Below are 26,352 nucleotides of genomic sequence, written 5' to 3'. Positions count from 1 at the left end.
ACTCTTTCAGATATCTTTTTTGCAGGCACACCCCCATAGATATTGTTGGGGGGGACGTCCTTAGTTACGACAGAGTTCGCTGCAATAATAGCTCCATCACCTATGTTTACGCCAGGCAAAATAGTGCATCGATATCCAATCCAAACATTGCTTCCTATAGAGATGGCTCTATTATTGTACCCTTGTTTAATAATTGGTGTATTAAGATCACTATAATTATGATTTCGCGTAATTATAATGGTCTCTGCAGCGATCAAAGTATTATTTCCAATAACAACTTGCGCTTCGTAAGCCACTATTCTGCATGATTCACCTATAAAAACGTTTGGATTGATCTTAATGTTTTTATAACCAAAAAATCTTACATTCCTGGAGATGTTGATTGTATTTAACTCTTTAGACCAATCATTTCGTTTATATTGATAAAGGTATAAGCGAAGTTTTCTAGCAAATTTAGAAAATGGAATTAAGTAGATTGCACCAACAAATATTGCGAGTACAGTTTTAAGTAGATTCATATTTTTTAAAGCACAAAATAAATAAAGATATAATAATGACAGGTGAACTAATAGGTAATTTAGAAAGCAATACAACTACTACTAAGCCAATCGAGAAAACTTGTAAAGTTATCGTTTTATAAATTAAATAAGCGAGCAGTACAAAACCCACCAACCCCAACTGAAAGATGATATTAAAGATAAGCCCTGTGTCATTGATGCTTTTACAATATAAACAATCATTCAGAAAGCTCCCACTACCTAATAGTTGGCGGGATTCGGTGGATTCAACCAGGAATCTCATGGCATCATATTTCAACCCAACAGTTCCTGATGAGTGATCAACATCACCTGATATAAATCTCCAATATAGGTATTCGCCAATAGGGGTTAGAAATAAGACTAAATAACCTAGTAAACATATTATTGATATCAAGATAATATTCTTTAAAACCCCTTTCTTATTCTGTAAAAAATTCACAAACAACAAAGAAAAAAACAATCCAGAAAATACTATGCCAGTACCAGAGCTTGTTAACGCCACGGTGCTCATAGCTAACACTGGTGTTACCAATTTAGTAGGAGCTAGAATAATATACCAAAAGGTGAGAATAGTAATAACTGTTGCATAAGTTCCCGGTTCATTATGAATACCCGTGGCTCTAAACAAGCCTATATCTTCATAAACAGAATACCCTACCACTTCCCATGGCATTATATAGCCATAAAAATCGATAATAGAACCAAATGTCACCCATACTAAAAACTGGATAAAGAAAACACTTACATTGAACAACAAAGCGATGTTGATTGATGCAATAATTAAACTTTTTTGTTTTCTCAGTAAGTTAACAAACAAGATGGAAACTAAAACAACGATCGCAAGATTAATAAATTGAAATAGCGAGTCTGTCGATATTCTAATCGCATATGCGCTAAGAAGGACAAATGAAAATACTAGAACATTTTTATTTAAAGAAGATGGAAAACTACGATTTAGAAAGGCTATTAGAGTCAATAAAAGCAGATTATATAAATAGACAAAGGTAGATTCTCCTTCTGGAGCCGTCACTAAAAATGACGCCATTAAAATAAAGATGGAATAAATCACTAAGTTATTTACTATTCAGGTTGTGGTAGATTGCTTTTAAAATTGCTACCTGCATTTCCAAGGAGTAATTGTCATAAGCAAATAATGTTCTTCTCTTTTGCCCTGCTCTTACATCTGCTATCGCTGCTATTAATTCTTCCAAATGTGCAACTAGAACAGATATATTGTTAATACTTACTTTAGACACTATATTTTCTCTTTCATCAAACTCTGCTTTATAAGCCGGAATATCACTAATGACGGGCAAACTGCCAACAGCTAGAGCTTCCATGATTGTAGTTGAAAAGCCATCGTGACTTGGTAAGCTCAAAATAAAGTCGTTTTTGGATAATACAGCATAAAATTCCTTTTTATTCAGATCCTTGTATTCTATATCTACTATCGATTTATCTAATTCCAGTTGTTCTTTTTTATTAAAATCTATATATGTAAATTCAATATTACGATGTTTTCTCTTTAGTTGTGCTATTGCTTTAAAAATAAGATCCAAATTGTAAATAGAGCTACCTCCTCTAGGAGAAAGAAACTTAATTTTTTTATCTGATTCGCTAGGATTATATTTAAATTCAAATACTTCATCTGCAAGTCCCCAATTTAATATCTTTGCTTGCTTTGAAGCTATTTCATAAACTCTTTTCGCCATAGTTTTGGACTTGGCTGTTATTACGTTAGAATTTTTAAGAAGTAACCATGTAAAAAGTTTTCTATATCCTTTAAAATTTTGATTTATATCACTTCCTTGAGGAGTAGTAATTATTTTTGTTCGAGGTAAAAAGCTATACAGCGAGCAAAATACTGTGCTCGCTCCATGGAAGTGAATTACACTTATTTGTTTGCGAAATAAAAACCATCCCATTAAAAAAAACATGGCAAACAATCTAATTACACTTAAATTAAAAATTACAGGCAAACTCGATATAACTTTGTCATCATTCCTTATTTCAAGTTTATTGTAAGCGAAATAATAAACATCCCTCTCTAAACTTTTCCTGAGCAGCATAAAGCGTTCATTCGATAGAGGACTTCTATCATTCCCAAAAAATAATACACTCTTCATAAATCTACTTTAGTAACTTTAAACACCAAAAGAACTTGATAACTGCAAATATTGACACCGCTATAGAATAGCCCAGTATGGCAGAATCTATGTCATGAACATTAACTAACACTAAAAATATACTGTATCGAAAAAGTGTAGAAATAATTTCCAATACAAAACTTTGCTTTTGAGCATCATATACATTCGGAATAAAACCTAAAGTACCGGAAAAAAACGTCGCAAAAGCCATAGGTGCTATTAATAAACAAGTTTCAGCTGCTTTGCCCCACCCTAAACCAAAAATCAGCTCAAAAGTTTCCTTTCCAAGCAATACGACAAATAATATGAATCCCCCCCAAAGAAACAACATTTTGTAAGACGTGTTTCTAATGAGATTTACATTTCGAGTTCTAGCAAATTTATGTGTAGAAACTTGTTTGTAATATAGCTGAGCAATCGTTTTAGAAACTAGTGTCGAGGGAAGCATTACTAACTTATTTGCTAAAAAGAATAAACCTGCTGCTTTTGGAGAATAATAGAATAATAAAATTGTCAAGAAGTTAGACGATATTGATCCTAGCAAAGCATGCGGAAAAGAAAAGTATAAAAACCGGATATTTTTTTTAAAGAAGTATCCGATTCTTTTTGGGGTCAATTTAATAGGAAAAATACATCTACTCAAAGCTGCAGAAGTATTTACAAGTCTTCCTAAAGAGTCACCTAGCAACAATCCTTTACCTGTAGTCGAGAGTCCAACTTGTAAAATTGCTATAGCCGCATTTTGACTGACTTTGAAAATTGAAGACTTTATATACTCTTCAGTGAAGTTATTGAAGAATAAATAACTATTAAATAAAGAAAGCAATAGCGAAGATATTATGACTAATAGCAAATCATAAACGAGTACATCAATTACGTTGAAAAAAATCAGCACTCCACCAAGCAAAGTAGCAATTGAGCTATTTATTATGATTAATAGTAGATTGAACTGTAAACCAATTTTCGCTATTGTTTTCGACTTACTTAGAACAATAGCTGCATCAAACTTAAAGTTTAGTGCAATTGATAGTATCCCAACAATTGCCAGGTACCTTCCCAATTCGCCCAATTCAACATCTAAATAAATTCTAGTGAGTATTGGGCTAATCAAAACAGGGATTGCTTGCGCAAAACCTACACCGCTGAAGAGAGTTAAAAACTGTTTATTGAATTGCTTCACTGCTACAGTACCAACCCATCGCCAACGATATCCCCTGTTGAATACGATACTGAGGAGCATAGCCGAGGAGTTTTTTCGCTTTTGAAATATCAGCTTGAGAGTGGCGAACATCGCCAGCGCGGAAGTCGCGGTAAGTAGGTGATGCATCGCAATTTACGCCTTGCTCATTTAGCGCGTTTTTAATGCTGTCAAAAAGCGTATTCAGGGTGGTTCTGTCGCCAACGGCGACGTTATACACTTCACCTTTTGCATCATCATTTGCGGTGGCTGCTAGAATGTTCATTTGTACCACGTTGTCGATGTAACAAAAATCGCGGCTAGTTTCGCCGTCGCCATTAACAAATACTGTTTCGTCTTTAATAAGTGCCGCTGTCCATTTAGGAATAACTGCTGCGTAAGCGCCGTCTGGATCTTGGCGTTTGCCAAACACGTTAAAATAACGCAGACCAATAGTTTTAAAGTTATAACAACGGTTAAATACGTCTGCATACAACTCGTTTACGTATTTGGTGACCGCGTAAGGTGATAATGGATTGCCGATATTTTCTTCTACTTTTGGTAGAGCAGGGTGGTCACCATAGGTAGAGCTTGAAGCAGCGTAAGTGAAGCTTTTTACGTTTTCTTCGCGTGCAGCATTGAGCATGTTTAAAAAGCCAGATACATTCACTTCGTTTGACGTTAGCGGATCGTTAATTGAACGAGGTACGCTGCCAAGGGCGGCTTGATGTAGCACGTAGTCAACACCTGCGACAGCCGCTTGACAGGTTGCTGCATCGCGAATATCACCTTCAATAAAGTTGAAGTTAGCCCATTGCTCGCTTGTGACCTCACCCTGCACTTCGTCGAGGTTTTTCTGATAACCCGTCGCAAAGTTATCCAATCCAACTACACGTTGGTTTAGCTTTAATAGAGTTTCCAGCAGGTTTGAGCCGATAAAGCCGGTTACGCCTGTCACCAACCAGGTGCGGGGGGCCGATGTTAACTCAGTGATTATTTCATTGTATTTCATAATTGTTCGTTAATATGTTGGTACGAGGAACTAGGGACGCGGTACGAGAGTATTTACGTCGCCTGCTCCTCGAAAATTAAATTTAATTTATAGAAGTTAAGCTTTTCTGAAGTGCATATAGCATTTTGGAAATCGCTAAACTTTCCTCTACGAAGAACGTTGAGTCTTCAGGTGTTAAGTAACCAATATCTTTTGCTACTAACACTTGTGCTCTAAATTCACTTATGGATGCTCTAGCATATTGATAGAAGCGAGCTCTTTCTTTTATAGAGATATGTCCCATACCTTCTGCAATATTTGAAGGAACTGACAATACAGAGCGCGTAATCTGATCTTTAAAACCAAAATCTCTACATTGAGAAAGAGCTTTATACGCCATTACTGTCAGTTTGTGAGCTCGTTTCCAAACCTCTAATCGTTCAAAATACATAATCAACCTCCTTGTTGATAATTATTCGTTAATATGTGGGTACGAGGGACTAGGGACGCGGTACGAGAATATTTACGCCCCATTAGCGAAGCGTACACGCACCAATTTGTTTGAGGCTCCGCGTTCCTTGCTCCCTTCACTGCTGTTTCGCGTCCAGGCTTTCGCAGTATTAGTAAATCCATTTACATCAGCGAAGCGCTCCTTAAAGGGGAGGGAGATCCCGTGTAACAACATCACGGGATGACGGTCTTTTGCTAGTACCTCGTACCTATTTACGCGTACCTATAAGACTTTGTTAAAGTCTTATGTCCACATCTTCCTTCGGTAGCACATATTTCAAGTCATAAATTACATGCTCTGGCTTACACAACGCGCGGATTTTGTCTGTGCCCATGGCTTTAAATTCGTTATGCGCAACGGCAATGATGACTGCGTCGTACTTGCCTTCTTCAGCTTCTTTAATGGTGGTTAAGCCATATTCATGCTGAGCTTCTTCGCTAGAACACCAAGGTTCCAGAATATCCACATTCATGTTTAAGTCGTGTAGCTCAGTAACAATATCTACCACTTTTGTATTGCGTAAATCTGGGCAGTTTTCTTTAAAAGTTAAGCCCATTAACAGCACGTTTGCTTTGCGCACTTGTACGTCTTTTTTCACCATAGTTTTCACTAGGTTGGATACGACATAGCTACCTATATTGTCGTTCAGGCGGCGACCAGCAAGGATCATTTCTGGATGATAGCCAATGCTTTGTGCTTTGTGCGTTAGGTAATATGGATCTACACCAATACAGTGACCACCTACTAAGCCCGGGCGAAATGGTAAGAAGTTCCATTTGGTGCCGGCTGCTTCGAGCACTTCTAATGTGTCGATATCTAACTTATTGAAGATAAGAGCAAGTTCATTAATTAACGCAATGTTTACGTCACGTTGGGTGTTTTCAATAACTTTAGCCGCTTCTGCCACTTTAATGCTGCTTGCCTTGTGCGTCCCCGCTTCAATAATTAGGTTGTAAATATCGTCAACGTATTGCGCTATTTCAGGGGTTGAACCTGATGTGACTTTTTTAATGTTAGTTACGCGGTGTTCTTTGTCACCGGGGTTAATACGCTCTGGGCTGTAGCCTGCGAAAAAGTCTTGGTTAAAGGTTAAGCCTGATACTTTTTCAACAACCGGTAAGCAGTCTTCTTCTGTTGCGCCGGGGTAAACCGTTGATTCATAAATAATAACATCACCTTTGCTCACCACTTTACCTAACATTTCACTGGCTTTTATAAGCGGTGTTAAGTCAGGGTTTTTATAATCGTCGATAGGGGTAGGTACGGTAACAATATAAACGTTACAGGCTTTTAGGTCTTCAACATTGTGAGAATAGGTAATGTGCGGTGATTGCGCTAATTCTTCGTCGCTTACTTCTAAGGTAGAATCGTGGCCTGATTGCAGTTCGGCAATACGGGCTTGGTTAATGTCAAAGCCGAGCGTATTTACTTTTTTGCCAAACTCAACCGCTAACGGCAGGCCTACATAACCTTGGCCTATTACTGCAATATTTAGGTTTTCTAAGTTCATATTTTTTATTCACTCTAATTTAGCATTCGTTACCGACGAAACTAGGTACAAGGTACAAGGTACAAGGTACAAGGTACGCGGTACGAGAAAATATTTTATTTTATTTCTTTCTAACTAATTCACTAGTCTATGCGCGGGGCGCAATATCTTGTAACACGAAGCCCGCAGCACCTAATGCTAGTTTTCTACGTTTTATATTCGTTTGTGTAGTAGCCATAGTCACCATAGTAGCTACTTGCCCGCTTTTCCACTGCGTTAAAGATTAAACCTTTGATTTCTATACCGTTGAGTTCAAATCTGTTTGCTGCGGTGGCTATTTCCTTCAAACTAGATTGCTCAAAACGCGCTAACATAAATGCAGTGCCAGCATGCGCACCAATAATTGTTGGGTCGGTAACCGCTAAAATTGGCGGCGTATCAATAATAATTAGGTCATATTCACTTTCAAGTGCACCGAGCAAACCAGCGAATCGTTTGCTCATTAACAATTCTGATGGGTTGGGTGGTATTTGCCCACGACTAATAAAATGGAGATTTTCTATTTCTGTTGTTTTTACAATGTCTTCTATTGTTCTGTCGCCAACGAGATAACCAGATAGCCCAATGTTTTCTGAGGTATGCAACAATTCGTGGCTGTAGCCTTTACGCATATCTGCGTCTATTAGTAGAATTTTTTGTCCCGCCTGAGCAAGCACAGCAGCAAGGTTCGTTGAAACAAAAGACTTGCCTACGCCAGGGCTTGCGCCAGAAATCATTACAATATTATTTTTAGCTTCCATCATCGCAAAGTGCAGGGAAGTACGTAAACTGCGCAGCGCTTCAACCGCTAAATCGGTGGGGTGCTCCTGCGCAACTAGCAACGACTGTTTAACTTTTTGCGTTCGTTTTAACTTACCACGAATTTTGTTTTTAACACGAGTAATGCTTAAGAATTTTTGCTGTGCTTCGCTTACTGGCACAGTGGCGTATACCGTTAAACCAATGTCTTCAAATTCTTGAGGATTAGAAACACCACGATTAAACGCTGCTTTTACCAACACGAAAGCAATAGAAAACATACCGCCTAGCATGGTTGCTAGGACAACGATTAGTGCTTTTTTAGGCTTTACAGCTTTACGCTGCGCTTGCGCGGTATCGATGATGCGCACATTTCCTACCGTACCTGCCTTAGCCACTTTCAATTGTTGCACATTGTTAAGGAGCGCAAGGTAGATTTCTTGATTAACTTCAACATCGCGTGTTAAACGAAGAATTTGCTGTTGTGTTTCTGGTAGGTTTTTAACCGACTGAGACAAATTTGCTTTTTGGCGTTCCAACTCGTTTTTTTTCTTCATTAAAGACACATAGCTAGGATGCTCTTTGGTATAGCGTTGAGAAATTTCCGCCTCTTTAAAGCTGAGTTCTTGCAACGCTGTGTCTAGTTCGACAATTTGTTCAAGCACCGCTTGAGTTTCTAACGATAAGTCTACTGATTGATTGTCTAGGCGATATTGATTCAATTGTGCTTCTGCAATATCTAACCTTTCTTTAATTTTAGGTAGCTCACTGTCTAAGAAATCAATAGAGCTTTGCACTTCTGCACTTTGACGTTCGACATTTTGGAGTAAGTAGGTATTCACTACACCGTTTAACACTTGTTCCGTAAGCTTGGCGTTTTCGCCTTCCAATGCAACGTATAAAATGCCTGATTTTTTACCTTTTTCACTGCTTGATATACGCTTTTGTAAAGCTGCAACGGCTTCAGCTTTGTTTTGCTTTTCTATAGTGAAGCTTGTACCACTTTGTGCTTTTAAATCTGTAATTAATAGCTTTATGGTTTCGCTACTATTACTGGCGAGTTGATTTAATTTACCAGTAAGTATGGCTTGCTCATTAAACGTTAATTGATAGCTCTCGTTTCCAAGGAAGGTAATCGTAAAAGGCTTGTCTTCAAAATGCGGCGCTACGTCAAAACTTGCAACATTGATTATTTCGCCGCCCCAAGCATATTCATCGCTTAACAAGCTTGCTAAAGCGGGTGCATTAAATGGCTTACCGTCTGTTGATGTAAACTTGCGAGAATAGCGTTTACCAATTGCACCAAACGTATTTGGCTTTACGATAATGTCTAACTTCAACTGTTCTACTACTTGGCCGATAACATAGCGCGATTTCATTAGCTCTATTTCAGTAACGGCTTCGCTTTCAGCGGCAAACATGTCGCCTAAGCTATCTAAGCCTGGCATGCCTGAAGACTTTTGCTCTATTTGTACTAAGGCATCAGCTTTGTAAATAGGAGTTGCTAACAAAGCGTATGCTACACCTACTAGAAAGAATAAAGTCGTTATCGCAACAATCAGCCACTTTTTATCGATCAATAAACCAAATAGTCGTGCCAAGTCTATTTCGTCATGTGAGTCGTTGTCGGTTTTTTTATATTTTTGTTCTGTCATAACGTTTTTGATTAATGTATTTGCGAATTCAATTACAAGCTGTCGAATTCAGAATAAGTATTGCTAGAGTAGTAAATTAGCTGAGCTGTTGGCAGCAATTGTTGAATAACTCGATTCCAGCGAGAGATTGGCGCCGAAGTAACATAGACAATATCCATAGGTTGTAACTCAAATTGTGTGCCCAGCACTAGCGCACTACTATTCGATGCATCTAACTGATATACGTCGATGAGCTTGCCTTCCTGCTTACTTGCTCTTAGTACAAAAATACCACTTGCGTCTGCAGTTTGTTCACTGAAACCACCGCTGTTGTTTAATGCTTCAGCTATGGTTAACCCAGCGCGAGAAATCACCTGCGTTTGGGCTTGTTTGACGTCTCCCATTACAAACACTTTAAGCGCGTCGTTGCGTGGCACATGAATGATATCGTTGTGCTGCAACAACCTGTTTTGGGTCATGTCACCTTTTTGGTACAACGCATATAAATCTAGCGTTTCTTCTTTATTTTTTCGCGTAAGCACTACCGAACGCCAGTCGGCAAGTGGACTTAAGCCACCAGACGTGTTTAGCGCATCCAGTAACGTTAATGGCACATTTGTGATAGGAAGTACTGATGGTGCTTTTACTTCTCCCGTAACAAAAGTACGCTTTGAACGAAATGCCGCGATGGTTACATCTAATTGCGGTGCTTCAATATACTTGGCGAGCCTTTTGGCAATAAGGTCACGCACCTGCGTTACGCTTTTGCCCGCAACTTTTGTTTTGCCAATGTAGGGATAAAAAATCGTACCGTCAGCATGAACAACGTTTCCGGCTTCACCGGCGCTTCTAAATTGTCCGGCTGGAATTGTTAATTCAGGATGATCCCAAACTGTTACGTTAAGCACATCGCCAATGCCAATGATATAGTCGTAAGCTTCAATTTCGGCATCAAGCGATAAGTTTGCCTTTGCCTCTGGTTCCGCCTTTTTTAAATTGGCTATTACCGCAGGCGTAACATAGTGTGTGTTGATTTTGTCTGTTAAATCTAGTGACTCGTTTTGAGAGGATAAATCATCAATATGGCCACCAGGTACTACTGTACATGCAGAGGCTAGTATTGTTAGACAGGTAACAGTGTATAGTCTTATTACATTCATTTTATTTAATCTTGTCCGCCCAAAGTGCGCAGTGTTTGTTGATTTGATTGTAAGCGTGCTCGAAAGCAACAGTATCTTTTTTGTATGGATCTGGGATGTCTTCGTCACAGTTCCATTTACCAAGCAACATAATTTTACCTGATGCTGAAGGGTATTTTTGCATTAATATTTGTTGATGTTTTTTTTCCATCACTAGGATTAATTCAGCACGAGCCGCCAATTCTTCAGTTAATTGTGTAGCTTGGTGTGTGTTATATGGATGGCCATGTATGTTTAACTGGTTGGCGGCGTTACTCTCTATATCTGCGCCAACAACCGCGTGTATGCCAGCTGAAGAAATGTCTTTGTTTGGCAGAAGCTCCTTTAGAATAACTTCTGCCGATGGGGAGCGACAAATATTCCCGACACACACAATTAGAATGTTGTTAAACATTGGCAAACCTATATTTTTTTCACGCTTCCGCCCTTTGGTTTGGCTCCAAAAAGCAAAATTTTAACTTTTATGCATTTGCATACAAGCGGCTTATTTTAATCTAAGATATTTTATCAAAGTGCTGTGTTTCTATAGATACATCATGCTCTTTGCCGAGCAGATTAATGAGAAGCACACTACGTTCAAAACCGTCTTTAGCTTTGTAAATTGCCTCTAACCCCTTAAACGGGCCAGCATTTATCTCAACTTTATCGCCTGCTTGATAATTTAATATCTCATCTAGTTGTTTAAATGTTTGCTCTTCATGAGATGTCTGCTCCGCGATCTTCTCTATAATCGCTTCATCAATGGTTGCCAACATTTTTCCAAAGCGTAACAGCTGGCCAACACCTCGGGTCGATCTAATCGCGTTGAAGTTAGTATCTTTTTGATTGAATTTTACAAACAAATAATTGGGGAAGAGAGGTTCTATTGCAACAGACTTTAATCCTTGTCTTTTCTTGACTTGCGCAATTAGTGGCAAGAATACCTCAAATCCTTGAGCTTTCAGGTTATCATGTGCTCGCTTTTCATTCTTCGGTTTAGTGGTGAGTACATGCCACTGACCAGGTTTTTCATTAAACACGTTACAACCTGAAATTTTATTACAACTTACTTTACATTTAATACAAATAGACATTTAGCGAACGAATTATATGTAAATAAATTACGAAATACTACCTAATAATGCGGATGTGAAAATTTGATAACAATTGTGCTCTAAAATAAAGAATATTGCGGTAAATAAGCTATTCAAGTCCTATCAATGTTTATGTGTCATGCATCCATCGCATCAACCACGGGAAGGGGCATATTGGTGTCGTACACCAACCCGGTACCACTCTGACACCTCTCTGACACCACTCTGACACCAATTTGAACTTTACCTATGAACGTCCCAAACATTCTCGCGCTCAATAACGTAATTTTTATAAAATTTTGTTCGTTCAGTTGTGTCGTCGCACAAGCGCTGGAACAAAACATGAGGCGTGCAAAGCTCTGAATGTATTTCACCTATATTTATCAGGTAACTTGACCAAGCATAGTCTGCTGGCGATCTGACCATTTTGGCCCTCACCGGATTCATTTCGATGTATCTGTATAACTCAAACAGGTAAAACTCATCTTCGACAGCGATGGATTTGAAGCGACCTTCCCACAATGTGCCAGTCCGTTCATACTTTTTGTTAAAATAATGAGTATATTTAACATTTTGTTTTTGCATCATTTTGCTAATAGCACGTGAATCAGGCGCTGTGCAAAGCAAATGAACATGGTTTGTCATTAATACCCACGCATGTATAGCTACGCCTAGTTCTTTAGCGTTAATTCGCAGTCGATGGAGGTAAAGCCTAAAGTCAGTATTCTCACAAAAACAGCTTTGCTTATTAATACCGCGGATAATTATGTGCTGTGGAACGCCTGCTACAATGTTTCGTTTGGGTCTGCCCATTATCTTTCTTCCTTGAATGATTAATGTTTCATTTCTGAGTATAACGCAGTTAGCACGAAGACGTTAGTTGGTGCCAGAGTGGTGTCAGAGTGGTGTACGACACCAATGTTTGTGCTAACTAGCTAGCCTTTTCTATCGTGATGAGTGCTTCATCAATGGCGTCAAACAGGGGCGGCAAGGCGTCTACTGATGAATGGAACCAATAGTCGATGTTGTCCGGTGTTATGATCACTGGCATTCGGCTATGAATTTGGCCGCAGAGCTCATTGGGTCTTGTTGTTAAAGTTACTAGCTCAGGTTGTTTGTGATCATACCAAATACCCGCCATATAAAAGGGTTCATGCTGGCTATGTGTAAAACTGTATTTTTGTTTTTTACCTGCTTCTGTTTTCCACTCATACCAGCCAGTGCAGGGCACAAGACAACGCCTTATTTGAATAGACTCTCGAAAAGTAGGTTTGGATGCTATTGTTTCGCTTTGCGCGTTGATTAATAGCTTTTTTGCCCAAACCGGCTGAATTCCCCAAATAGTATCAAGCTGCTGAAACCCAGAAGGAGGCTTAATGATAGCCGCGACTCGTTGGCTTGGGCATAAATCGACATTTGTCTCGGTAGAGAAGTTAATACCCAACAAGTCACTGACCATTTGTGCCAATGGATCATCAAGTACGTTTAATCGTCCACACATAAAGGGGCACTCCTGTCGCTGCAACTCTATTAACCTTATATCATACTTTACTGACGATGGATCTTTTTAACTGTGCTTTGCGTAGAAATGAATAGATAAGTATGAGGAGAGTTTATGTTCTCAAAAGAACAACTTGGTGAAATAAACAAAGATAAACACCTTTACGCCGTTAAAGATCTGCCCATCATTACAATTTATGATGACAATTGGTTTGTACGAAACGATTACGATGTATTAACACATGGTCAGAGAAAGTATTTAATACATTTTTTTGAGCGCTGGGGTTTTAGTCTAGCATCCGGATCGAAAATGGTGCGAGATGAATACGAAGTTATTTTACCAAAACCTAGCAGGCTGCTTGCTCATTCAAGCTTTATCGATGCTTATATAGCGCCCAATCAGCATAGAATTTATTGTGTCACGCCAACTATGTTCGCTGAATCGCTGTTTAGACATTACTTGCATGAAGATTTTGACAACGCTTTAGTTCATATCAAGCTACTTATCGATAAGTGCCCATACAACATTGAGTGGCTGAGAGATATTAGTGTATACAGCCCTATAGAAGAAATAACTATTCGGTCTTTTTTTCCATTGATGGCATATCAGAAGCAGGTTGTGGAGGCTAAATTCAAGCGTAAAAAGGCTTTGTAGGCTTATTCTGATCCAGCCCTAATGAAAAGACGTAATTAATAAATACTCACTGTTAAGGAGAGTACATCATGTTAAGACATTTTTACGTAACAGACGATTTAGATACTATATCAGGGCTCAAGCGAGCGCTGACCGATAAAGGTATCAACAAAAAGCAACTTCATGTTTTAAGCAAAAGCGAAGCAGAACTTAGCAAACGCCGTTTGCCTGCAGTGGAGTCAATATTGCAGCAAGACGCATTAAGATGCGCAATTATTGGTGCAGGTATTGGCACGATTCTAGCGACAACATTACTAATATTCACCTACCAGTTGCAGTGGTACCAATCACAAGTGGGCTGGATGCCATTTATTTTCTTAGCAATAGCGGCTGTCGGCTTTTTTACATGGGAAGGCGGCCTTATTGGTATGCATCGTCAAAACCAATTATTAAAACGATTCAACAGTACCCTATTAAGAGGAAAACACGTGCTGTTTGTCGATATTAAACACACACAAGAGCGACTGTTAAACAAGCTAATGAAAGGTTTTCCTCTTGCCAAAGAGCAGGGGCGCGGCGAACAGATACCTTTGCTTCAAAAATTGGTCTAGCTGTGTATAGATTATTTGGTGGTTTACATCAGGGCAGGAAGTCGGTATTGTGCCCGTTGTTTCCCCATTGTTTGACGTATTGATAATGGACATGTTGTATCACAAAATAGTACCTAACCCCTCTAGTAACAAATGGGTCGTGTTTGTTCACGGCGCTGGTGGTAGTTCTTCAATTTGGTTTAAACAAATCAAAGAGTACAAAAAACACTTCAATTTGCTGTTTTTAGATTTACGTGGACATGGCCGCAGTTACCAAAAGAAGCCCAAGGGCTTTCTGCGTACGTATTCCTTCAAAGAAGTTACCAATGACATATTGGAGTTGTTAGACCACCTTAAGATAGCAAAAGCACATTTTGTTGGCATGTCGTTAGGCACTATTTTGATTCGAAACCTTGCCGAGTTAGCGCCACAACGTGTTGCAAGCATGGTAATGGGCGGAGCGGTTACTCGTCTGGGCTTTCGCACTCAAACGCTTGTAAAGCTTGGCGACGCGTGTAAACACTTTATACCGTATATGTGGCTGTACCGACTTTTTGCTCATGTATTGATGCCGACCAAAGCACAGGATGAATCGAGAAATATGTTCATTCGAGAAGCTAAAAAACTTTGCCAAAAAGAGTTTAAACGTTGGTTCAAGCTTGCTGGCGACGTCAATCCGCTAATGAAATTCCTCAAAGAAAAAGACCTCAACATCCCTACGCTTTATTTAATGGGCGTCAATGATTATATGTTCATTAGACCCGTTAGAGAGATGGCGAAAAACCATAGTGCATCGACATTGATTGAAATCGATGATTGCGGCCATGTATGCAATGTTGAGAAAGCAGATGTGTTCAACCGGCACTCGATTAAATTTATTTCTGAAGCTAGTTAGATCATTATATTCAATGGTGCGCGAGTACTAGCATTTCGCTAGTTCGAATAAAGTGGCACTGGTAGAGTACTTCCTACCGTTTTCTTGGCAAGGGGACATAAATCGGATGGAATACCTAAAACGATTGCCACTGACAGTAGGGTAGTAATTTAAATCTTCGGCAACTTGAATCCTAAGCAGCACAATCCCTTCACCATTATCTTGATAGAATCCTGATTCTGTCGATATCTTTTCGAACGTGGCTTTTTGGCGAATAAAAACAAGTACCAATTCTAACGCGTTTCTAATATGTTCAAATTTCGTCAACCAACTTTCGATGTCTTTGAATTGAAGTGAACGCTCTCTACTTAGCCAATAATGTAACTGAGGTAAGTCGTAACTGGCATTGCCGCCTTGAATAGCGTATCGCTGTTTTACACTATTGAGGAACTTATCGTCTTTAAGCTGCCACCATAGCTGTTTCGGCGTTTTTAATTGAGAAATGAGGGTAACGACTTCTTGCAATTTTTGTTCGACGGCATTGGTATCTGCATCGGGTAACGATTTCCAAGAAACAAGGTTTTGTTCCAATTTTTCGAGATCTTTAATTAGATCGCCGCGAATATCGTTTCGTTCAAGCGTATCTATAAGGGCAAAGAGCGCATTGAAAAACACCCCCTGACTCACACTTATGTCACATTCGATACAATCCTGAGCCTGCGTAAAAAGGTGCTCTAATTTAAGATAGTTCCTTACGCGCTGATTCAATGGATGTTCGTATAAAATCTTTGCCATACAAACGCTTGGATTACAATTCCGTTACAAAACTGTATTAATACTAACCACGAAAGTAAGAAATGGCGAATGTTTTCGCAGTTATTGATGAATTATTTTATCTTTATTAGAAAGTTGACAAATTAATGTAAAAATAAGGTTAATTAGAGGCGAGTTCCGTAAATTTTTGATGTAACTGAAATACACTTTCTTCAATTACTGCCAAATTTTCCGACGTATTATCAATAATATAGTCTGCAGATGCTAATCGTTTTTTGCGAGTTATCTGCGACTTCATTATCTGTCTGATGGTCGTTTCATTACTTTTGTCGCGTTTTAACGTCCTAGTAAGCTGAATTTCTTCGGGGACGTCGACTACCAGGGTTTTATCCACGTATTTTGTTAGGTCATTTTCAATGAGTAGAGGGGCTATCAACAGACAGTAGGGTGAATCGCAGGCAGCTAAATCTCTTAACATTTTCTCTCTTATCAGAGGGTGTAACAAATCATTTAACCATTGTTTTTCAGCGTCATTGTTAAAAACGATTTCTCTTAACTTAGCTCTATTAAGTTCACCCGTTGCTAATAATATGTCGTCAGAGTAGCGTTCGACAATACGGGATAAACTTAAAGTACCTGGTATAACAACGTCACGAGCAACTTGGTCAGCGTCTACAGCGTCAACACCTAGTGCAATAAAAAGGTTTGCTACGGTAGTTTTACCGCTGCCAATGCCGCCTGTTAGGCCAATAATTAAGTTGCTCATAACATTATGTTTAGTTAAATTTTAGACAAATACCAGTCCCATATTTGGTTACCCCACAGCAAACAAATCCATCCTGCAGTGGCAATGTATGGACCAAAAGGTATCGCTGTTTGTCGTCCTTTGTTTTGCGCGAACATCATAATCACGCCGACAACAGCACCCACGGCGGAGGACATAAGAATGAGTAAAGGTAACAACTGCCAACCAAACCATGCACCGAACACAGCAATAAGTTTAAAATCACCATGCCCCATACCTTCTCTGCCAGTTAGTAACTTAAATAGTTGAAAAACAACCCATAAACTTAAATAGCCTACAACCGCGCCAATAACGGCTGTCTCTAGAGGGACAAACGTTCCGTCAATATTAATCAGCAAACCAAGCCATAGCAGCGGGTATACAAATTGGTCGGGCAAGATCATATGATCTAGGTCGATCATAGTAAGCACTATTAACCCCCAAGTGAGTAATAAAACAGCTACGGTCAATAGGCTAACACCGAAATAGTGTGCCACAATCACGCTTAATACTGCTGTTGCTAGTTCTATACTGGGATAACGAAAAGAAATGCCGTTTTTACAATTACTACATTTGCCACGCAGAACAATCCAGCTTAACACCGGAATGTTTTCATACCAGCGGATAGCATGCCCACATTTTGGGCAAGTGGAATCAGGTTTAGATAGTGATAGCTGTTCAAAGGTTTTTTCTGGAATATCTTTTACTTCGTCGCCAAGAAACTCACGACACTCTTGATACCATCCGCGCTCTAGCATTTTGGGAAAGCGATAAATGACAACGTTTAAAAAACTACCTATAGCTAAACTTGCCAATCCAACAAAACTTAAGAAAAAAGTAGGGTTTTGCTGAAAAGATTCAATGAGTTGTTGAAACATAATATTATTCTTTTAATAAAAAACGAAAAAAGGCTAGCGTTTGCTAGCCTCTGTAAAGTATCAAAACAGGTGTTAAACTACCATACCCATTTGGAAGATTGGTAGATACATAGCAATAATAAGCCCACCAATAAGCACACCTAGAACCGCCATAATAAGAGGCTCTAGAAGGGCTGTTAGGTTATCAACAGCATTATCGACTTCTGCTTCATATACGTTAGCCACTTTGGCTAGCATGTCATCAACTGATCCTGACTCTTCACCAATAGCGACCATTTGAATAACCATATCAGGGAAAATATCGGTATTTCGCATTGCTAGGTTCATTTGCATACCTGCAACAACTTCGCTTCTAATATCTAGTATGGCATTTCTAAATACAGCGTTACCTGATGCACCAGCAGCGGATTCCAATGCGTCTGGCAAAGGTACACCAGCAGCAAAGGTCGTCGATAGTGTTCTTGCATACCGAGCGACGGCGGCTTTTTCAAGGATATCACCTACAACAGGTAGCTTTAAAATTTGGGCATCTACTTGGTCCCTAAATTTAGGGTTGGCTTGATGTGCTTTTTTGAAAGCATAACCAAAAGCAAATAAAGCAGCCAATATGAAGTACCACCAAGATTGTAAAAACTCAGACAAATTGATAACCATTTGAGTAAATGCAGGTAGCTCGGCACCAAAACTTGCAAAGATTTCTTCAAATACAGGGACAACAAAAATTAAAAGTATGGATGTAACTATTATTGCAACTACTATTACTGCAATTGGGTAAGTTAATGCTTTCTTAATTTTTGCTTTTAGCGCTTCAGCTTTCTCTTTGTATGTTGCAATTCTGTCATAGATGGTTTCTAAAGAACCTGATTGCTCGCCAGACGCTACCAAATCACAATACAAGTCGTCAAAATACTTTGGATGCTCGCGTAAACAATCAGATAAAGGAATACCTGAAGCTAACTTTTGATGCACATCTGCTAACAGTTTTCTAACATTACCATTATTGTGTCCACTGCCTATCATATCGATTGTTTGCACCAACGGAACACCTGCGCCCAACATAGTGGCAATTTGGCGAGTAATCACAGCAATATCTGCTGGTTTTATAGGTTTGTCGCCCCCTAACCCAAATAAAGGCTTAGGTTTTCTTTTTACGGAGCCTGGCGTAACCCCTTGCTTTCTAAGTTGAGCTTTAAGTTCCAGTTGGCTATTGGCTTGCAACTCACCAGATACTTTTTTACCTTTTCGGTTAACACCACTCCATACAAAGGTAATTGATTCTTGAGGCTTTACTTGTTTTGATGTGTCTGTTGCCATAACGTCCTACTATTGTTCTTCTTCGTTATTGTGCGCGAATTTTATTAGGAATTCTTTCGTACAGTTATATCGGTTTTTAGTGACCAAAATCAAGTTTATTTTCTAACGCTAGATTTTAACCTTCGGTAACACGATTTACTTCTTCTAAACTGGTTACGCCTTGGATTGCTTTTTCTATGCCAGATTGGCGTAAATCATTAAAACCAAGTTTGTTACAAGCTTCTGCGATATCTAGTGAATTACCACCGCGCATAATAATATCAGATAACTCTTCAGTAATTTTTACTACTTCATAAATACCAACTCGGCCCTTATATCCGCCAGTACATTGCTCACAACCCACTGGTTTATATAGTGTTACACCTTGTGCCACCTTTTCTGGTGGAAACCCAAGTTTTAAAAGCTCCTCGTTTGGCACATTGTCTTCAGTTTTACACGCTTGGCACAATCGTCTCGCAAGACGCTGCGCGATAATAATACTGACTGAGCTGGCCACGTTATAGGACGGGACACCCATATTAAGTAGACGAGTTAGTGTCTCTGGTGCGGAGTTAGTATGTAAAGTTGATAACACCAAGTGACCGGTTTGCGCTGCTTTAATGGCGATTTCGGCGGTTTCTAAGTCTCGAATCTCACCAACCATGACAATATCAGGATCTTGACGCAGGAATGAACGTAAAGCAGAAGGGAAGGTAAGGCCAGCTTTAGTATTAATTTGAACCTGATTAATTCCTTCTAAGTTGATTTCTACTGGATCTTCAGCAGTAGAAATATTTCGTTCTGGGGTGTTAAGAATATTCAAACCCGTGTATAGCGATACTGTTTTACCAGAACCCGTTGGTCCAGTAATAAGTATCATGCCTTGAGGTTGAGCGAGTGCTTCCATATAAATGGCTTTTTGATCGGGTTCGTATCCAAGCATATCGATACCAAGCATAGCGCTCGACGAATCTAGGATACGCATTACGATTTTCTCTCCCCACATAGTTGGTAGGGTAGAGACACGAAAATCGATCGATTTTTTCTTTGAAAGAGCGAGTTTTATGCGGCCATCTTGCGGTACTCGACGTTCGGCTATATCTAGTTTAGACATAACTTTTAAACGTGCAGCCATACGTGCAGCGAGCGTTACAGGTGGTCTTGCAATTTCCTGTAAAACACCATCTATACGAAAACGGATACGATAGGCTTTTTCATAGGGCTCAAAATGTAAATCCGATGCACCTTTTTTAATCGCATCAAGAAGTATCTTATTAATGTAGACAACGATTGGCGCATCATCTTTGCCATCGCCTCCAGAATCATCTTCTTTGCGCTCTTCTTCAACATCCATTCCGGCCAATTCTTCGGAATCGATGTCTGTTATATCTAAGCCATCGCCTTCTTCTTCAAGCACCTTTTCTATGGATCTGTGCAAGCTTATTTCGTCGGTTAATACAAACTCTGTCGTATAACCGGTATTGAACTTGATTTCTTCGAGTGCTTCTAGATTGGTTGGGTCAGAAACCGCTATGTATAATACTTTGCCCTTGAGGTAGAGTGGCAACGCATTGTGCTTGTTCATCAATTTTTCGTTGCGGACACCTTCGGGAATTTGGCTTAAATCAAACGCTGTTAGGTCAATAAATGGGTAACCATAGGTGGTAGACAGCGTTTGCGCAATTTGTACTGCATTGACGTTCTTGTCTTCAACAAGAAATTTTACAAACGGTTTTTTTTGACGGATAAATTCAACACTGATCTTCTCTGCTTGATGCTTTGAGATAATATCGTTATCCATGAGCACGTTTAACAAGCTAGATTGTTGGTGAAGTCCTTTCATGCTGATACAGCTTACCTTGTCATTTTCAATTGTAATATCAGTTTATAGTAATTGTCGTAAACGACAAGCAAAAAAAATGCTCCGAAGGAGCATTTTTAAAGATATGTATGGTTAGCTAATTAGCATAAACCTTCAGCTAAGCAAGTACCGCCTTCAGCCCATCTAATACCACCAGATGTTGCATCAACTGTTGCTTCCAACGTATAAGTAGCGTTGCCATTTGCGCCTAGGTTAGTAGTGATAGTAACAACACCAGCTGCCATTGTAGCACCAGTTACGTAAGCACCGTTTAGCGCGCCTGCATCATTTGCCGCAGGAATACCGTATGAACCAGCACTTAAATCTGCTTTTGCTAGTTTGGTCACTGCACCAGTATTTGCGTCAGTCTTAGTTTTTGTTTGGTAGGCTAATTCAGCCGCTGTTTTATAGATAGTTGATGCCATCATAGCTTCTGAGAATTTTGCTCTGTCAGCGTATTTTTGGTAAGCAGGTAATGCTACCGCAGCCAAAATACCGATAATCGCTACAACGATCATTAATTCGATTAAGGTAAAACCCTTAGCTTTTTTCATAGTTGTTAAGTTTTTCATTGTTATAAACATCCATAGATTGTTTAGGGGGCTGAGACCAATACTGCGTTATTTTTTTTGAAATGTAAAACCTTGTAAGCCACTTTTTTTCATTTTTTTGCTTGAAAAGTGCGATTTTTATGCTTTTTAACGGAAAATTAACATAAGTGTTTCTAATTTAGGCGGTATTTAATTCAGTATTAACAGCTGTAAATTCAGGATTTACAAAAAAGTAGGGAATATTGGAAAATAATTTTTGTATTTTGAGCAATACGTTTTAAAAAAAGCGCCATGTGAGTTGGCGCTTTTTTAGTTATTCCGGAATAATTTCAAAGAGGCGATACACTCGATGCACGCCGCTAATGTTTCGCGCAATTTCTACCGCTTCCGCCGCTTGCTTTTCAGTCACTAAACCCATCAAAAACACTTCACCATTTTCAGTAACCACTTTTACATTGGTTGCGTTCACGTGATCACCGCCAAAAAGCAGGGTTTTTACTTTTGTTGTTAGCCACTCGTCATTACGGCGTGTGGTAAAGGTGGTAATGTTACTAATGCGGATTTGGTCGTATAACTTCTCTACACCCTTAATTTCACCAATTTGTCTAATGGCAGAATCCCTCAGTAGTCGAGTGGGTGCTTGACCTACAATGAGCATCTTGCCATTCATACTAATGGCGGTGAGATTCGTTTGCTCATTGAGTGCTTCGTCTTCGGCAAAGGTCGCTGCTGCTTCAATTTCATTTTGTTGATCTATCGCTTGTTGTTCCAAACTGCGCTCGTCTGTTGCAAGCGTTGCGCCACCGATTACAGCGACTGCTGCTGCCGCTGCACATCCTTGCAGGACGAACAACAAAAGTAATGTGGAATATAGCTTTACTGCTTGCATTGGTTAAGAATCACCTTGAGGAAATAAAATGGAGTCTATTAGGTCACATAAGCAATGAATAACTAATAGGTGTACTTCTTGAATACGTGCTGTTCTATTTGAAGGCACGCGAATTTCAATGTCATTTTCGCCAAGCAAACCCGCAACATCGCCACCGTCACCACCTGTTAGGGCAATGATCGGCATATCTCTAGACACTGCAGCCTCTATCGCTTTAACGATATTGCGAGAATTGCCGCTTGTGGATATCGCTAATAAAATATCGCCTTGATTACCTAATCCACGTATTTGCTTAGAAAAAACTTCCTCATAAGCGTAGTCATTTGCAATAGAAGTAAGCGTTGAAGAGTCAGTGGTAAGTGCTATTGCCGGTAAGCTTGGACGCTCAGTTTCATACCTGTTGAGTAACTCTGAAGAAAAATGTTGAGCATCGCCTGCACTGCCACCATTACCGCAGGTTAGAATTTTGTTTCCTGCTAATAGGCATTGCACAAGTAACATTGCTGCTTGTTCTATAGGGCTAGCTAGCGCTTCGCTGGCAGCTATTTTGGTTTGAATACTCTCGGTAAAATTGGCTTTAATAAGCTCTAACATATGTAAGAAAACTCCGCTAAAAGGCGTTTTTTATCCATTCTATTTTGGGGTGATTTACATCGCCGCTCAATGCGACGACGTCAAAGCGACAGGCGGTATTATAGGCATTAATTGATTGTTGTTGCATATAAATTAGCGCGCTTCTTTTTATTTTATCTATTTTTTGTGCAGAAACTGCGGAGATGGCTCCACCAAACAAAGTTGATTTTCTATATTTTACTTCGACAAAAACTAAGGTGTTTAGTTCTGACATGATTAAATCTATTTCACCTAGTTTACACAAAAAATTTTGCGTAATGGCGTTTAGTCCTTTTGATTTTAAATAGTATTCTGCTTTTTGCTCCGCTAACTTCCCTGTTTCGCGTTTCATTAAATTCTTTCCCTAGTTTAGTACCACTTGTTGAATTTCGTTGGTGTCGTAACGGCCCCATAACAAACTACGCAATATGATATTTTCGTCCGTTAATTGCAGCACACCTGTTTCGCCAAAGTGTCGTACATAAGGCGCTTGTTTCATTGTTTCTATTTTTTCGACTAATTGGTAACTGTCATAGCCCATAGCGAAAATTCGATGCAGTGTGTCACTGCGTGTAGGCCATAATTGGTTTGCCAACCTTATTAATGATTGCTCATTGGCTGGGTCTTCAAGCGCTACTGGCATATCGGTAAAAATAAGCCCGCGTAAGTCGCGGTAGTCAACACCTTCAATTTTAAGACTATGGCTTTTTGATGAAGCAAAAACAGGCACTAATTTAGCGAAAGGACTAACGTTAACGTCGATATAAGGTTTTAGCAGTCTGGTTTGGCGAGGACTACCAATAATGTAAACCATGTCTATATCACGTCTATTACGCGCTTCTGACTTTATGCTTACCGGGAACTGTCGGCTCACTGAAGCAATACGCTTTTTACTCTCTGTTACTTCAAAGCCGTCTTTTAACGCAGTTTGCATGGTTGACCCTTTTGAGAAAAAGCTTACTTGCGGTTTAACGCCGGTTTCTTGTTGCCAACGGGTGATAAACGCTTGCGTAATGCGCTCACTTGTTTTGTCTTTATGCGCCATAACTAAAGGATACTTGTAGTTTTGTCGCGCAAGTGTTGTTGCTGCTTGCACCGCTTCGTCTTCTGGTCGCATTGAAAAGGCAACTTGCTTCTCTTCGACGATCGATTTGTTAGGTAAGTTTAAGAAAAGCGTAGGCAAAGCCAAGGTGCTTTGTGCCATATAATCATCGATATTAGACTTCAATAACGGTCCGATAACGTAACCTATGGCTTGTTGTTCAAATTGACCGACAATTTCTGTCATGTCCTGGGCATTGGTGTCATAAAAAAACAGTTTCTTGCCTGGCTTTTTCTCGTAAGCTGTCATGATCCCTTGTTGCGCAGCAAGTCCCGCTGTTTTGGCACGCCCGGTAAGTGGTAGCAATACCGCAATATGATCTTTGTTTGGTGGCAATATTTGTGTCTGTTCTTCGCCTTCGTGCTCGATAAGTTCATCGCCTTCGAGCATGCTGTCCTCACCTAGCATCTCGTTGCTTTCAGGTGCTATTTCATTAGCTAAAACGTTGCTATCAGCAGTTGATTCATCGGGTAAGGTGTCTGATAAATTTTCTGCCAATTGCGGCTCGTCGAGTGAATCAGAAGTTAAGTTTGATTCGCTCTCATTACTGTTTGAAAGGTCATCAATAGGCATTTCTACCTGCTGCGATTCAAACTTATCGAATAGTGCAGGGCGCTCTGATAAAGGCGTAGATAGATGCGCTATTAATGCATTCGCATCATGACCGGGATACTCACTTTGCCATTTGCTTAATTGTGTGTTGAATGCATCTTGGTCATAACCGTATTTGTGGGCGGCTAATATAAGTGCCTTCCAAGGGGCAAAATCTGGTGGTGAAAGTGCCTCTAATTGATCAACCTGCCAACTTGTTAACTGCGTTAGCTCAAACCAAATCGTGTAAATATCCTGTTCATCTGTTTCTTCATTCAAGGCTACAGCATTCAAATAAGCATTTAATGCTAATACGTCGCGTTTTTGCTCCAACTGCACTTGATTTTCAAGATAATAATAGTGGCTCAAGTGCTGCAAGCTATATGTAGTAGCGATTTCATTTGCAGTGTCTAGGCTTTTACTTGCGCGTGTAAACTCTTGCATTGAAACCAGACTAGTTGCCTTAACTAAGGCCAAACGATAATGAGCTATCTCAAACTTTAACTGTTGTTCTTCCGATTGGTAGTCAGCATTTGCACTAGCCTCATCAATCAACACATCGGTTTGAAGCGCTAACCAAAGTGCTTTGTGATAATTTTCTTCATTGGCAAACTGTTCACTGGCATAAACCAAATAGTCAAGCGACTGAAGTTGCTCTGCATCTGCAGCATAATCAAGGTAAGTTTGTGCGGTAACCGCATGATCTTCTTCGAGTGTCGTAATGGTAGATAGGTCCTGTTCTACAGGAGTTGGCGTTGGAGGTGGCGACGTAGCACAACCAACAAGGAATACGCTTAATATTGCGGCTTTAGACAGATGTTTTTGCATATATGAATTTGATTACCAATTACGAGCTATAAGAAAGCGAAAAATCTCGCTCGAACGATTCAAGATATATGTATAATAAACATCATCTTGTTTTCTCTCAATAAAAGAAAGTTAAATGACAGCGATAACTGCACAGCCTGGCACTTTATATATTGTTGCTACGCCCATTGGAAACTTGGCTGACATAACCGACAGAGCACTTAAATTGCTCGCTGACGTTGATTTAATCGCATGCGAAGACACGCGTCATACCCACAAACTTTTGTCGGCTTTTTCTATCACCAATAAGACGATATCTTTACATGATCATAATGAAAGGCAGCGCCAAGACTATATCGGTGAATTGTTATCGCAGGGCAAATCGATTGCTTTGGTGTCTGATGCTGGTACGCCATTGATTAGCGATCCAGGCTTTCACATCGTTCGTTTCTGCCAAGAAAACAACCACAAAGTGGTGCCTGTTCCAGGTGCGTGCGCGGCTATCGCAGCATTGAGTGCGGCGGGCCTGCCAACCGATCGATTTTCATTTGAAGGATTTCTTCCATCAAAATCAGGCGCTAGAAAAGCAACACTTTCAGCGTTAGCTTCAGAACCAAGAACTATGGTGTTTTATGACGCTCCACGAAGAGCTATTGATACCGTACAAGATATTTGCGACACGTTAGGAGATAATCGGCAAGTGGTTATTGCGCGTGAATTGACTAAAACCTTTGAGACTATTGTATCTGATTCCGCTGGCGCTTTATTGCAATGGTTAAATAGCGATGCCAATCAATTAAAAGGTGAAATGGTATTAATAATCGAAGGGCATAAAGTTGATCCTAATGCGATAGACGATGCAACCATTCAAACGTTAAAACTGTTACTTAAAGAATTACCTCCTAAAAAAGCATGTGCCATTGCGGCCGAAATTCATGGCGTCAAGAAAAATGCCTTGTACAATTTAGCCCTATCTTTCAAGTAACAAAAAATTAAGTAGCTGATTTTTATATTAATAACATTTGGGGTCAGAACATGTTCTGACCCCAAATAT

The 26,352-nt window shown here is 39.6% G+C and carries 26 protein-coding genes and 1 pseudogene; 4 read left to right on the top strand and 23 right to left on the bottom strand.

Annotated elements, in window-relative coordinates; translation table 11 throughout:
- Nucleotides 1-2 precede the first annotated feature (2 nt).
- From QUD85_RS15295 to QUD85_RS12495, 13 genes and pseudogenes are all read right to left on the bottom strand, one after another.
- A pseudogene (locus tag QUD85_RS15295) lies at nucleotides 3-158 on the bottom strand (DapH/DapD/GlmU-related protein); the annotation flags it as partial.
- A gap of 346 nt (nucleotides 159-504) precedes the next feature.
- Nucleotides 505-1,569, bottom strand: a complete 1,065-nt coding sequence (locus tag QUD85_RS12545) for a hypothetical protein (RefSeq protein WP_143047895.1) — start codon at nucleotides 1,567-1,569, stop codon at nucleotides 505-507.
- Nucleotides 1,570-1,612: 43 nt separating this feature from the next.
- Nucleotides 1,613-2,665 (bottom strand): glycosyltransferase, encoded by a 1,053-nt coding sequence (locus QUD85_RS12540; RefSeq protein WP_093326657.1) that lies wholly within the window; start codon nucleotides 2,663-2,665, stop codon nucleotides 1,613-1,615.
- A 4-nt stretch (nucleotides 2,666-2,669) separates the two neighbouring features.
- Complete coding sequence (locus tag QUD85_RS12535) at nucleotides 2,670-3,866, bottom strand: lipopolysaccharide biosynthesis protein (protein WP_093326658.1); 1,197 nt, start codon at nucleotides 3,864-3,866, stop codon at nucleotides 2,670-2,672.
- The gene (locus tag QUD85_RS12530; protein WP_093326660.1) at nucleotides 3,850-4,875 is read right to left on the bottom strand and encodes an SDR family oxidoreductase; all 1,026 of its coding nucleotides are present in this window, start codon (nucleotides 4,873-4,875) and stop codon (nucleotides 3,850-3,852) included. The genes QUD85_RS12535 and QUD85_RS12530 overlap by 17 nt, the downstream gene beginning before the upstream one ends.
- A gap of 82 nt (nucleotides 4,876-4,957) precedes the next feature.
- Nucleotides 4,958-5,305 carry a four helix bundle protein gene (locus QUD85_RS12525; protein WP_093326661.1) on the bottom strand — a complete coding sequence of 116 codons (348 nt, stop codon included), beginning with the start codon at nucleotides 5,303-5,305 and terminating at the stop codon, nucleotides 4,958-4,960.
- A 295-nt stretch (nucleotides 5,306-5,600) separates the two neighbouring features.
- A complete protein-coding gene (gene tviB / locus QUD85_RS12520; protein WP_093326663.1) occupies nucleotides 5,601-6,875 on the bottom strand; it encodes a Vi polysaccharide biosynthesis UDP-N-acetylglucosamine C-6 dehydrogenase TviB in 1,275 nt (424 codons plus the stop codon).
- A 185-nt stretch (nucleotides 6,876-7,060) separates the two neighbouring features.
- Entirely contained in the window at nucleotides 7,061-9,307 is a 2,247-nt protein-coding gene (locus tag QUD85_RS12515; RefSeq protein WP_093326664.1) for a polysaccharide biosynthesis tyrosine autokinase, read from the bottom strand.
- 32 nt (nucleotides 9,308-9,339) lie between these two features.
- A complete protein-coding gene (locus tag QUD85_RS12510) occupies nucleotides 9,340-10,446 on the bottom strand; it encodes a polysaccharide export protein (protein WP_093326665.1) in 1,107 nt (368 codons plus the stop codon).
- Nucleotide 10,447: 1 nt separating this feature from the next.
- Nucleotides 10,448-10,879 (bottom strand): low molecular weight protein-tyrosine-phosphatase, encoded by a 432-nt coding sequence (locus tag QUD85_RS12505; RefSeq protein WP_093326667.1) that lies wholly within the window; start codon nucleotides 10,877-10,879, stop codon nucleotides 10,448-10,450.
- Nucleotides 10,880-10,979: 100 nt separating this feature from the next.
- Nucleotides 10,980-11,504 (bottom strand): transcription/translation regulatory transformer protein RfaH, encoded by a 525-nt coding sequence (rfaH, locus tag QUD85_RS12500; protein WP_245732027.1) that lies wholly within the window; start codon nucleotides 11,502-11,504, stop codon nucleotides 10,980-10,982.
- Between the two features lie 297 nt (nucleotides 11,505-11,801).
- Nucleotides 11,802-12,371: a transposase gene (locus tag QUD85_RS15290; protein WP_218139558.1), complete on the bottom strand. Its 570-nt coding sequence runs from the start codon at nucleotides 12,369-12,371 to the stop codon at nucleotides 11,802-11,804.
- Between the two features lie 118 nt (nucleotides 12,372-12,489).
- The gene (locus QUD85_RS12495; RefSeq protein ID WP_093326670.1) at nucleotides 12,490-13,059 is read right to left on the bottom strand and encodes an SOS response-associated peptidase; all 570 of its coding nucleotides are present in this window, start codon (nucleotides 13,057-13,059) and stop codon (nucleotides 12,490-12,492) included.
- Nucleotides 13,060-13,173: 114 nt separating this feature from the next.
- Here QUD85_RS12495 and QUD85_RS12490 point away from each other — a divergent pair, with 114 nt between their 5' ends.
- From QUD85_RS12490 to QUD85_RS12480, 3 genes are all read left to right on the top strand, one after another.
- A complete protein-coding gene (locus QUD85_RS12490) occupies nucleotides 13,174-13,713 on the top strand; it encodes a hypothetical protein (protein WP_093326672.1) in 540 nt (179 codons plus the stop codon).
- Nucleotides 13,714-13,781: 68 nt separating this feature from the next.
- Entirely contained in the window at nucleotides 13,782-14,303 is a 522-nt protein-coding gene (locus tag QUD85_RS12485; RefSeq protein ID WP_093326674.1) for a hypothetical protein, read from the top strand.
- Nucleotides 14,304-14,352: 49 nt separating this feature from the next.
- Entirely contained in the window at nucleotides 14,353-15,177 is an 825-nt protein-coding gene (locus QUD85_RS12480; RefSeq protein WP_245732028.1) for an alpha/beta fold hydrolase, read from the top strand.
- 27 nt (nucleotides 15,178-15,204) lie between these two features.
- Here QUD85_RS12480 and zapD read toward each other — a convergent pair whose 3' ends face one another.
- The 10 genes from zapD to QUD85_RS12430 all read right to left on the bottom strand — a co-directional run bounded on the left by zapD (nucleotide 15,205) and on the right by QUD85_RS12430 (nucleotide 25,319).
- Nucleotides 15,205-15,951 carry a cell division protein ZapD gene (zapD, locus tag QUD85_RS12475; protein WP_093326675.1) on the bottom strand — a complete coding sequence of 249 codons (747 nt, stop codon included), beginning with the start codon at nucleotides 15,949-15,951 and terminating at the stop codon, nucleotides 15,205-15,207.
- Between the two features lie 139 nt (nucleotides 15,952-16,090).
- On the bottom strand, nucleotides 16,091-16,696 hold the full coding sequence (coaE, locus tag QUD85_RS12470) for a dephospho-CoA kinase (protein WP_093326677.1): 606 nt from the start codon (nucleotides 16,694-16,696) through the stop codon (nucleotides 16,091-16,093).
- A 14-nt stretch (nucleotides 16,697-16,710) separates the two neighbouring features.
- Nucleotides 16,711-17,592, bottom strand: a complete 882-nt coding sequence (locus QUD85_RS12465) for a prepilin peptidase (protein WP_093326678.1) — start codon at nucleotides 17,590-17,592, stop codon at nucleotides 16,711-16,713.
- A 72-nt stretch (nucleotides 17,593-17,664) separates the two neighbouring features.
- A complete protein-coding gene (locus QUD85_RS12460; RefSeq protein WP_093326680.1) occupies nucleotides 17,665-18,906 on the bottom strand; it encodes a type II secretion system F family protein in 1,242 nt (413 codons plus the stop codon).
- A 115-nt stretch (nucleotides 18,907-19,021) separates the two neighbouring features.
- A complete protein-coding gene (gene pilB, locus QUD85_RS12455; RefSeq protein ID WP_407705099.1) occupies nucleotides 19,022-20,734 on the bottom strand; it encodes a type IV-A pilus assembly ATPase PilB in 1,713 nt (570 codons plus the stop codon).
- A 113-nt stretch (nucleotides 20,735-20,847) separates the two neighbouring features.
- Nucleotides 20,848-21,318 (bottom strand): pilin, encoded by a 471-nt coding sequence (locus QUD85_RS12450; protein WP_093327164.1) that lies wholly within the window; start codon nucleotides 21,316-21,318, stop codon nucleotides 20,848-20,850.
- Between the two features lie 292 nt (nucleotides 21,319-21,610).
- Nucleotides 21,611-22,186: a BON domain-containing protein gene (locus QUD85_RS12445; protein WP_093326682.1), complete on the bottom strand. Its 576-nt coding sequence runs from the start codon at nucleotides 22,184-22,186 to the stop codon at nucleotides 21,611-21,613.
- Nucleotides 22,187-22,189: 3 nt separating this feature from the next.
- A complete protein-coding gene (locus QUD85_RS12440; RefSeq protein ID WP_093326684.1) occupies nucleotides 22,190-22,780 on the bottom strand; it encodes a phosphoheptose isomerase in 591 nt (196 codons plus the stop codon).
- Between the two features lie 16 nt (nucleotides 22,781-22,796).
- Nucleotides 22,797-23,150, bottom strand: a complete 354-nt coding sequence (locus QUD85_RS12435; protein WP_093326685.1) for a YraN family protein — start codon at nucleotides 23,148-23,150, stop codon at nucleotides 22,797-22,799.
- 12 nt (nucleotides 23,151-23,162) lie between these two features.
- Nucleotides 23,163-25,319, bottom strand: coding sequence for a penicillin-binding protein activator (locus QUD85_RS12430; protein WP_093326686.1), 2,157 nt, complete (start codon nucleotides 25,317-25,319; stop codon nucleotides 23,163-23,165).
- A 115-nt stretch (nucleotides 25,320-25,434) separates the two neighbouring features.
- Here QUD85_RS12430 and rsmI point away from each other — a divergent pair, with 115 nt between their 5' ends.
- Nucleotides 25,435-26,283 carry a 16S rRNA (cytidine(1402)-2'-O)-methyltransferase gene (rsmI, locus tag QUD85_RS12425; RefSeq protein ID WP_093326688.1) on the top strand — a complete coding sequence of 283 codons (849 nt, stop codon included), beginning with the start codon at nucleotides 25,435-25,437 and terminating at the stop codon, nucleotides 26,281-26,283.
- The last annotated feature ends 69 nt before the right edge of the window (nucleotides 26,284-26,352 follow it).

It is taken from the genome of Thalassotalea agarivorans, assembly GCF_030295955.1.
Taxonomy (GTDB): domain Bacteria; phylum Pseudomonadota; class Gammaproteobacteria; order Enterobacterales; family Alteromonadaceae; genus Thalassotalea_D; species Thalassotalea_D agarivorans.
The sequence above is the reverse complement of the archived record's forward strand: the minus strand, read 5'-3'. Positions and strand labels throughout refer to the sequence as shown.

What these genes read in the sequence shown, in the direction of transcription:
- QUD85_RS12430 (WP_093326686.1), bottom strand. Translation starts at nt 25,319, where the DNA reads ATGCAAAAACATCTGTCTAAAGCCGCAATATTAAGCGTATTCCTTGTT.
- QUD85_RS12515 (WP_093326664.1), bottom strand. Translation starts at nt 9,307, where the DNA reads ATGACAGAACAAAAATATAAAAAAACCGACAACGACTCACATGACGAA.
- QUD85_RS12525 (WP_093326661.1), bottom strand. Translation starts at nt 5,305, where the DNA reads ATGTATTTTGAACGATTAGAGGTTTGGAAACGAGCTCACAAACTGACA.
- QUD85_RS12460 (WP_093326680.1), bottom strand. Translation starts at nt 18,906, where the DNA reads ATGGCAACAGACACATCAAAACAAGTAAAGCCTCAAGAATCAATTACC.
- QUD85_RS12490 (WP_093326672.1), top strand. Translation starts at nt 13,174, where the DNA reads ATGTTCTCAAAAGAACAACTTGGTGAAATAAACAAAGATAAACACCTT.
- QUD85_RS12435 (WP_093326685.1), bottom strand. Translation starts at nt 23,150, where the DNA reads ATGAAACGCGAAACAGGGAAGTTAGCGGAGCAAAAAGCAGAATACTAT.
- QUD85_RS12440 (WP_093326684.1), bottom strand. Translation starts at nt 22,780, where the DNA reads ATGTTAGAGCTTATTAAAGCCAATTTTACCGAGAGTATTCAAACCAAA.
- QUD85_RS15290 (WP_218139558.1), bottom strand. Translation starts at nt 12,371, where the DNA reads ATGGGCAGACCCAAACGAAACATTGTAGCAGGCGTTCCACAGCACATA.
- coaE (WP_093326677.1), bottom strand. Translation starts at nt 16,696, where the DNA reads ATGAGCAACTTAATTATTGGCCTAACAGGCGGCATTGGCAGCGGTAAA.
- QUD85_RS12465 (WP_093326678.1), bottom strand. Translation starts at nt 17,592, where the DNA reads ATGTTTCAACAACTCATTGAATCTTTTCAGCAAAACCCTACTTTTTTC.
- QUD85_RS12495 (WP_093326670.1), bottom strand. Translation starts at nt 13,059, where the DNA reads ATGTGTGGACGATTAAACGTACTTGATGATCCATTGGCACAAATGGTC.
- zapD (WP_093326675.1), bottom strand. Translation starts at nt 15,951, where the DNA reads ATGGCAAAGATTTTATACGAACATCCATTGAATCAGCGCGTAAGGAAC.
- QUD85_RS12540 (WP_093326657.1), bottom strand. Translation starts at nt 2,665, where the DNA reads ATGAAGAGTGTATTATTTTTTGGGAATGATAGAAGTCCTCTATCGAAT.
- QUD85_RS12485 (WP_093326674.1), top strand. Translation starts at nt 13,782, where the DNA reads ATGTTAAGACATTTTTACGTAACAGACGATTTAGATACTATATCAGGG.
- QUD85_RS12530 (WP_093326660.1), bottom strand. Translation starts at nt 4,875, where the DNA reads ATGAAATACAATGAAATAATCACTGAGTTAACATCGGCCCCCCGCACC.
- QUD85_RS12450 (WP_093327164.1), bottom strand. Translation starts at nt 21,318, where the DNA reads ATGAAAAACTTAACAACTATGAAAAAAGCTAAGGGTTTTACCTTAATC.
- tviB (WP_093326663.1), bottom strand. Translation starts at nt 6,875, where the DNA reads ATGAACTTAGAAAACCTAAATATTGCAGTAATAGGCCAAGGTTATGTA.
- QUD85_RS12510 (WP_093326665.1), bottom strand. Translation starts at nt 10,446, where the DNA reads ATGAATGTAATAAGACTATACACTGTTACCTGTCTAACAATACTAGCC.
- rsmI (WP_093326688.1), top strand. Translation starts at nt 25,435, where the DNA reads ATGACAGCGATAACTGCACAGCCTGGCACTTTATATATTGTTGCTACG.
- QUD85_RS12445 (WP_093326682.1), bottom strand. Translation starts at nt 22,186, where the DNA reads ATGCAAGCAGTAAAGCTATATTCCACATTACTTTTGTTGTTCGTCCTG.
- QUD85_RS12505 (WP_093326667.1), bottom strand. Translation starts at nt 10,879, where the DNA reads ATGTTTAACAACATTCTAATTGTGTGTGTCGGGAATATTTGTCGCTCC.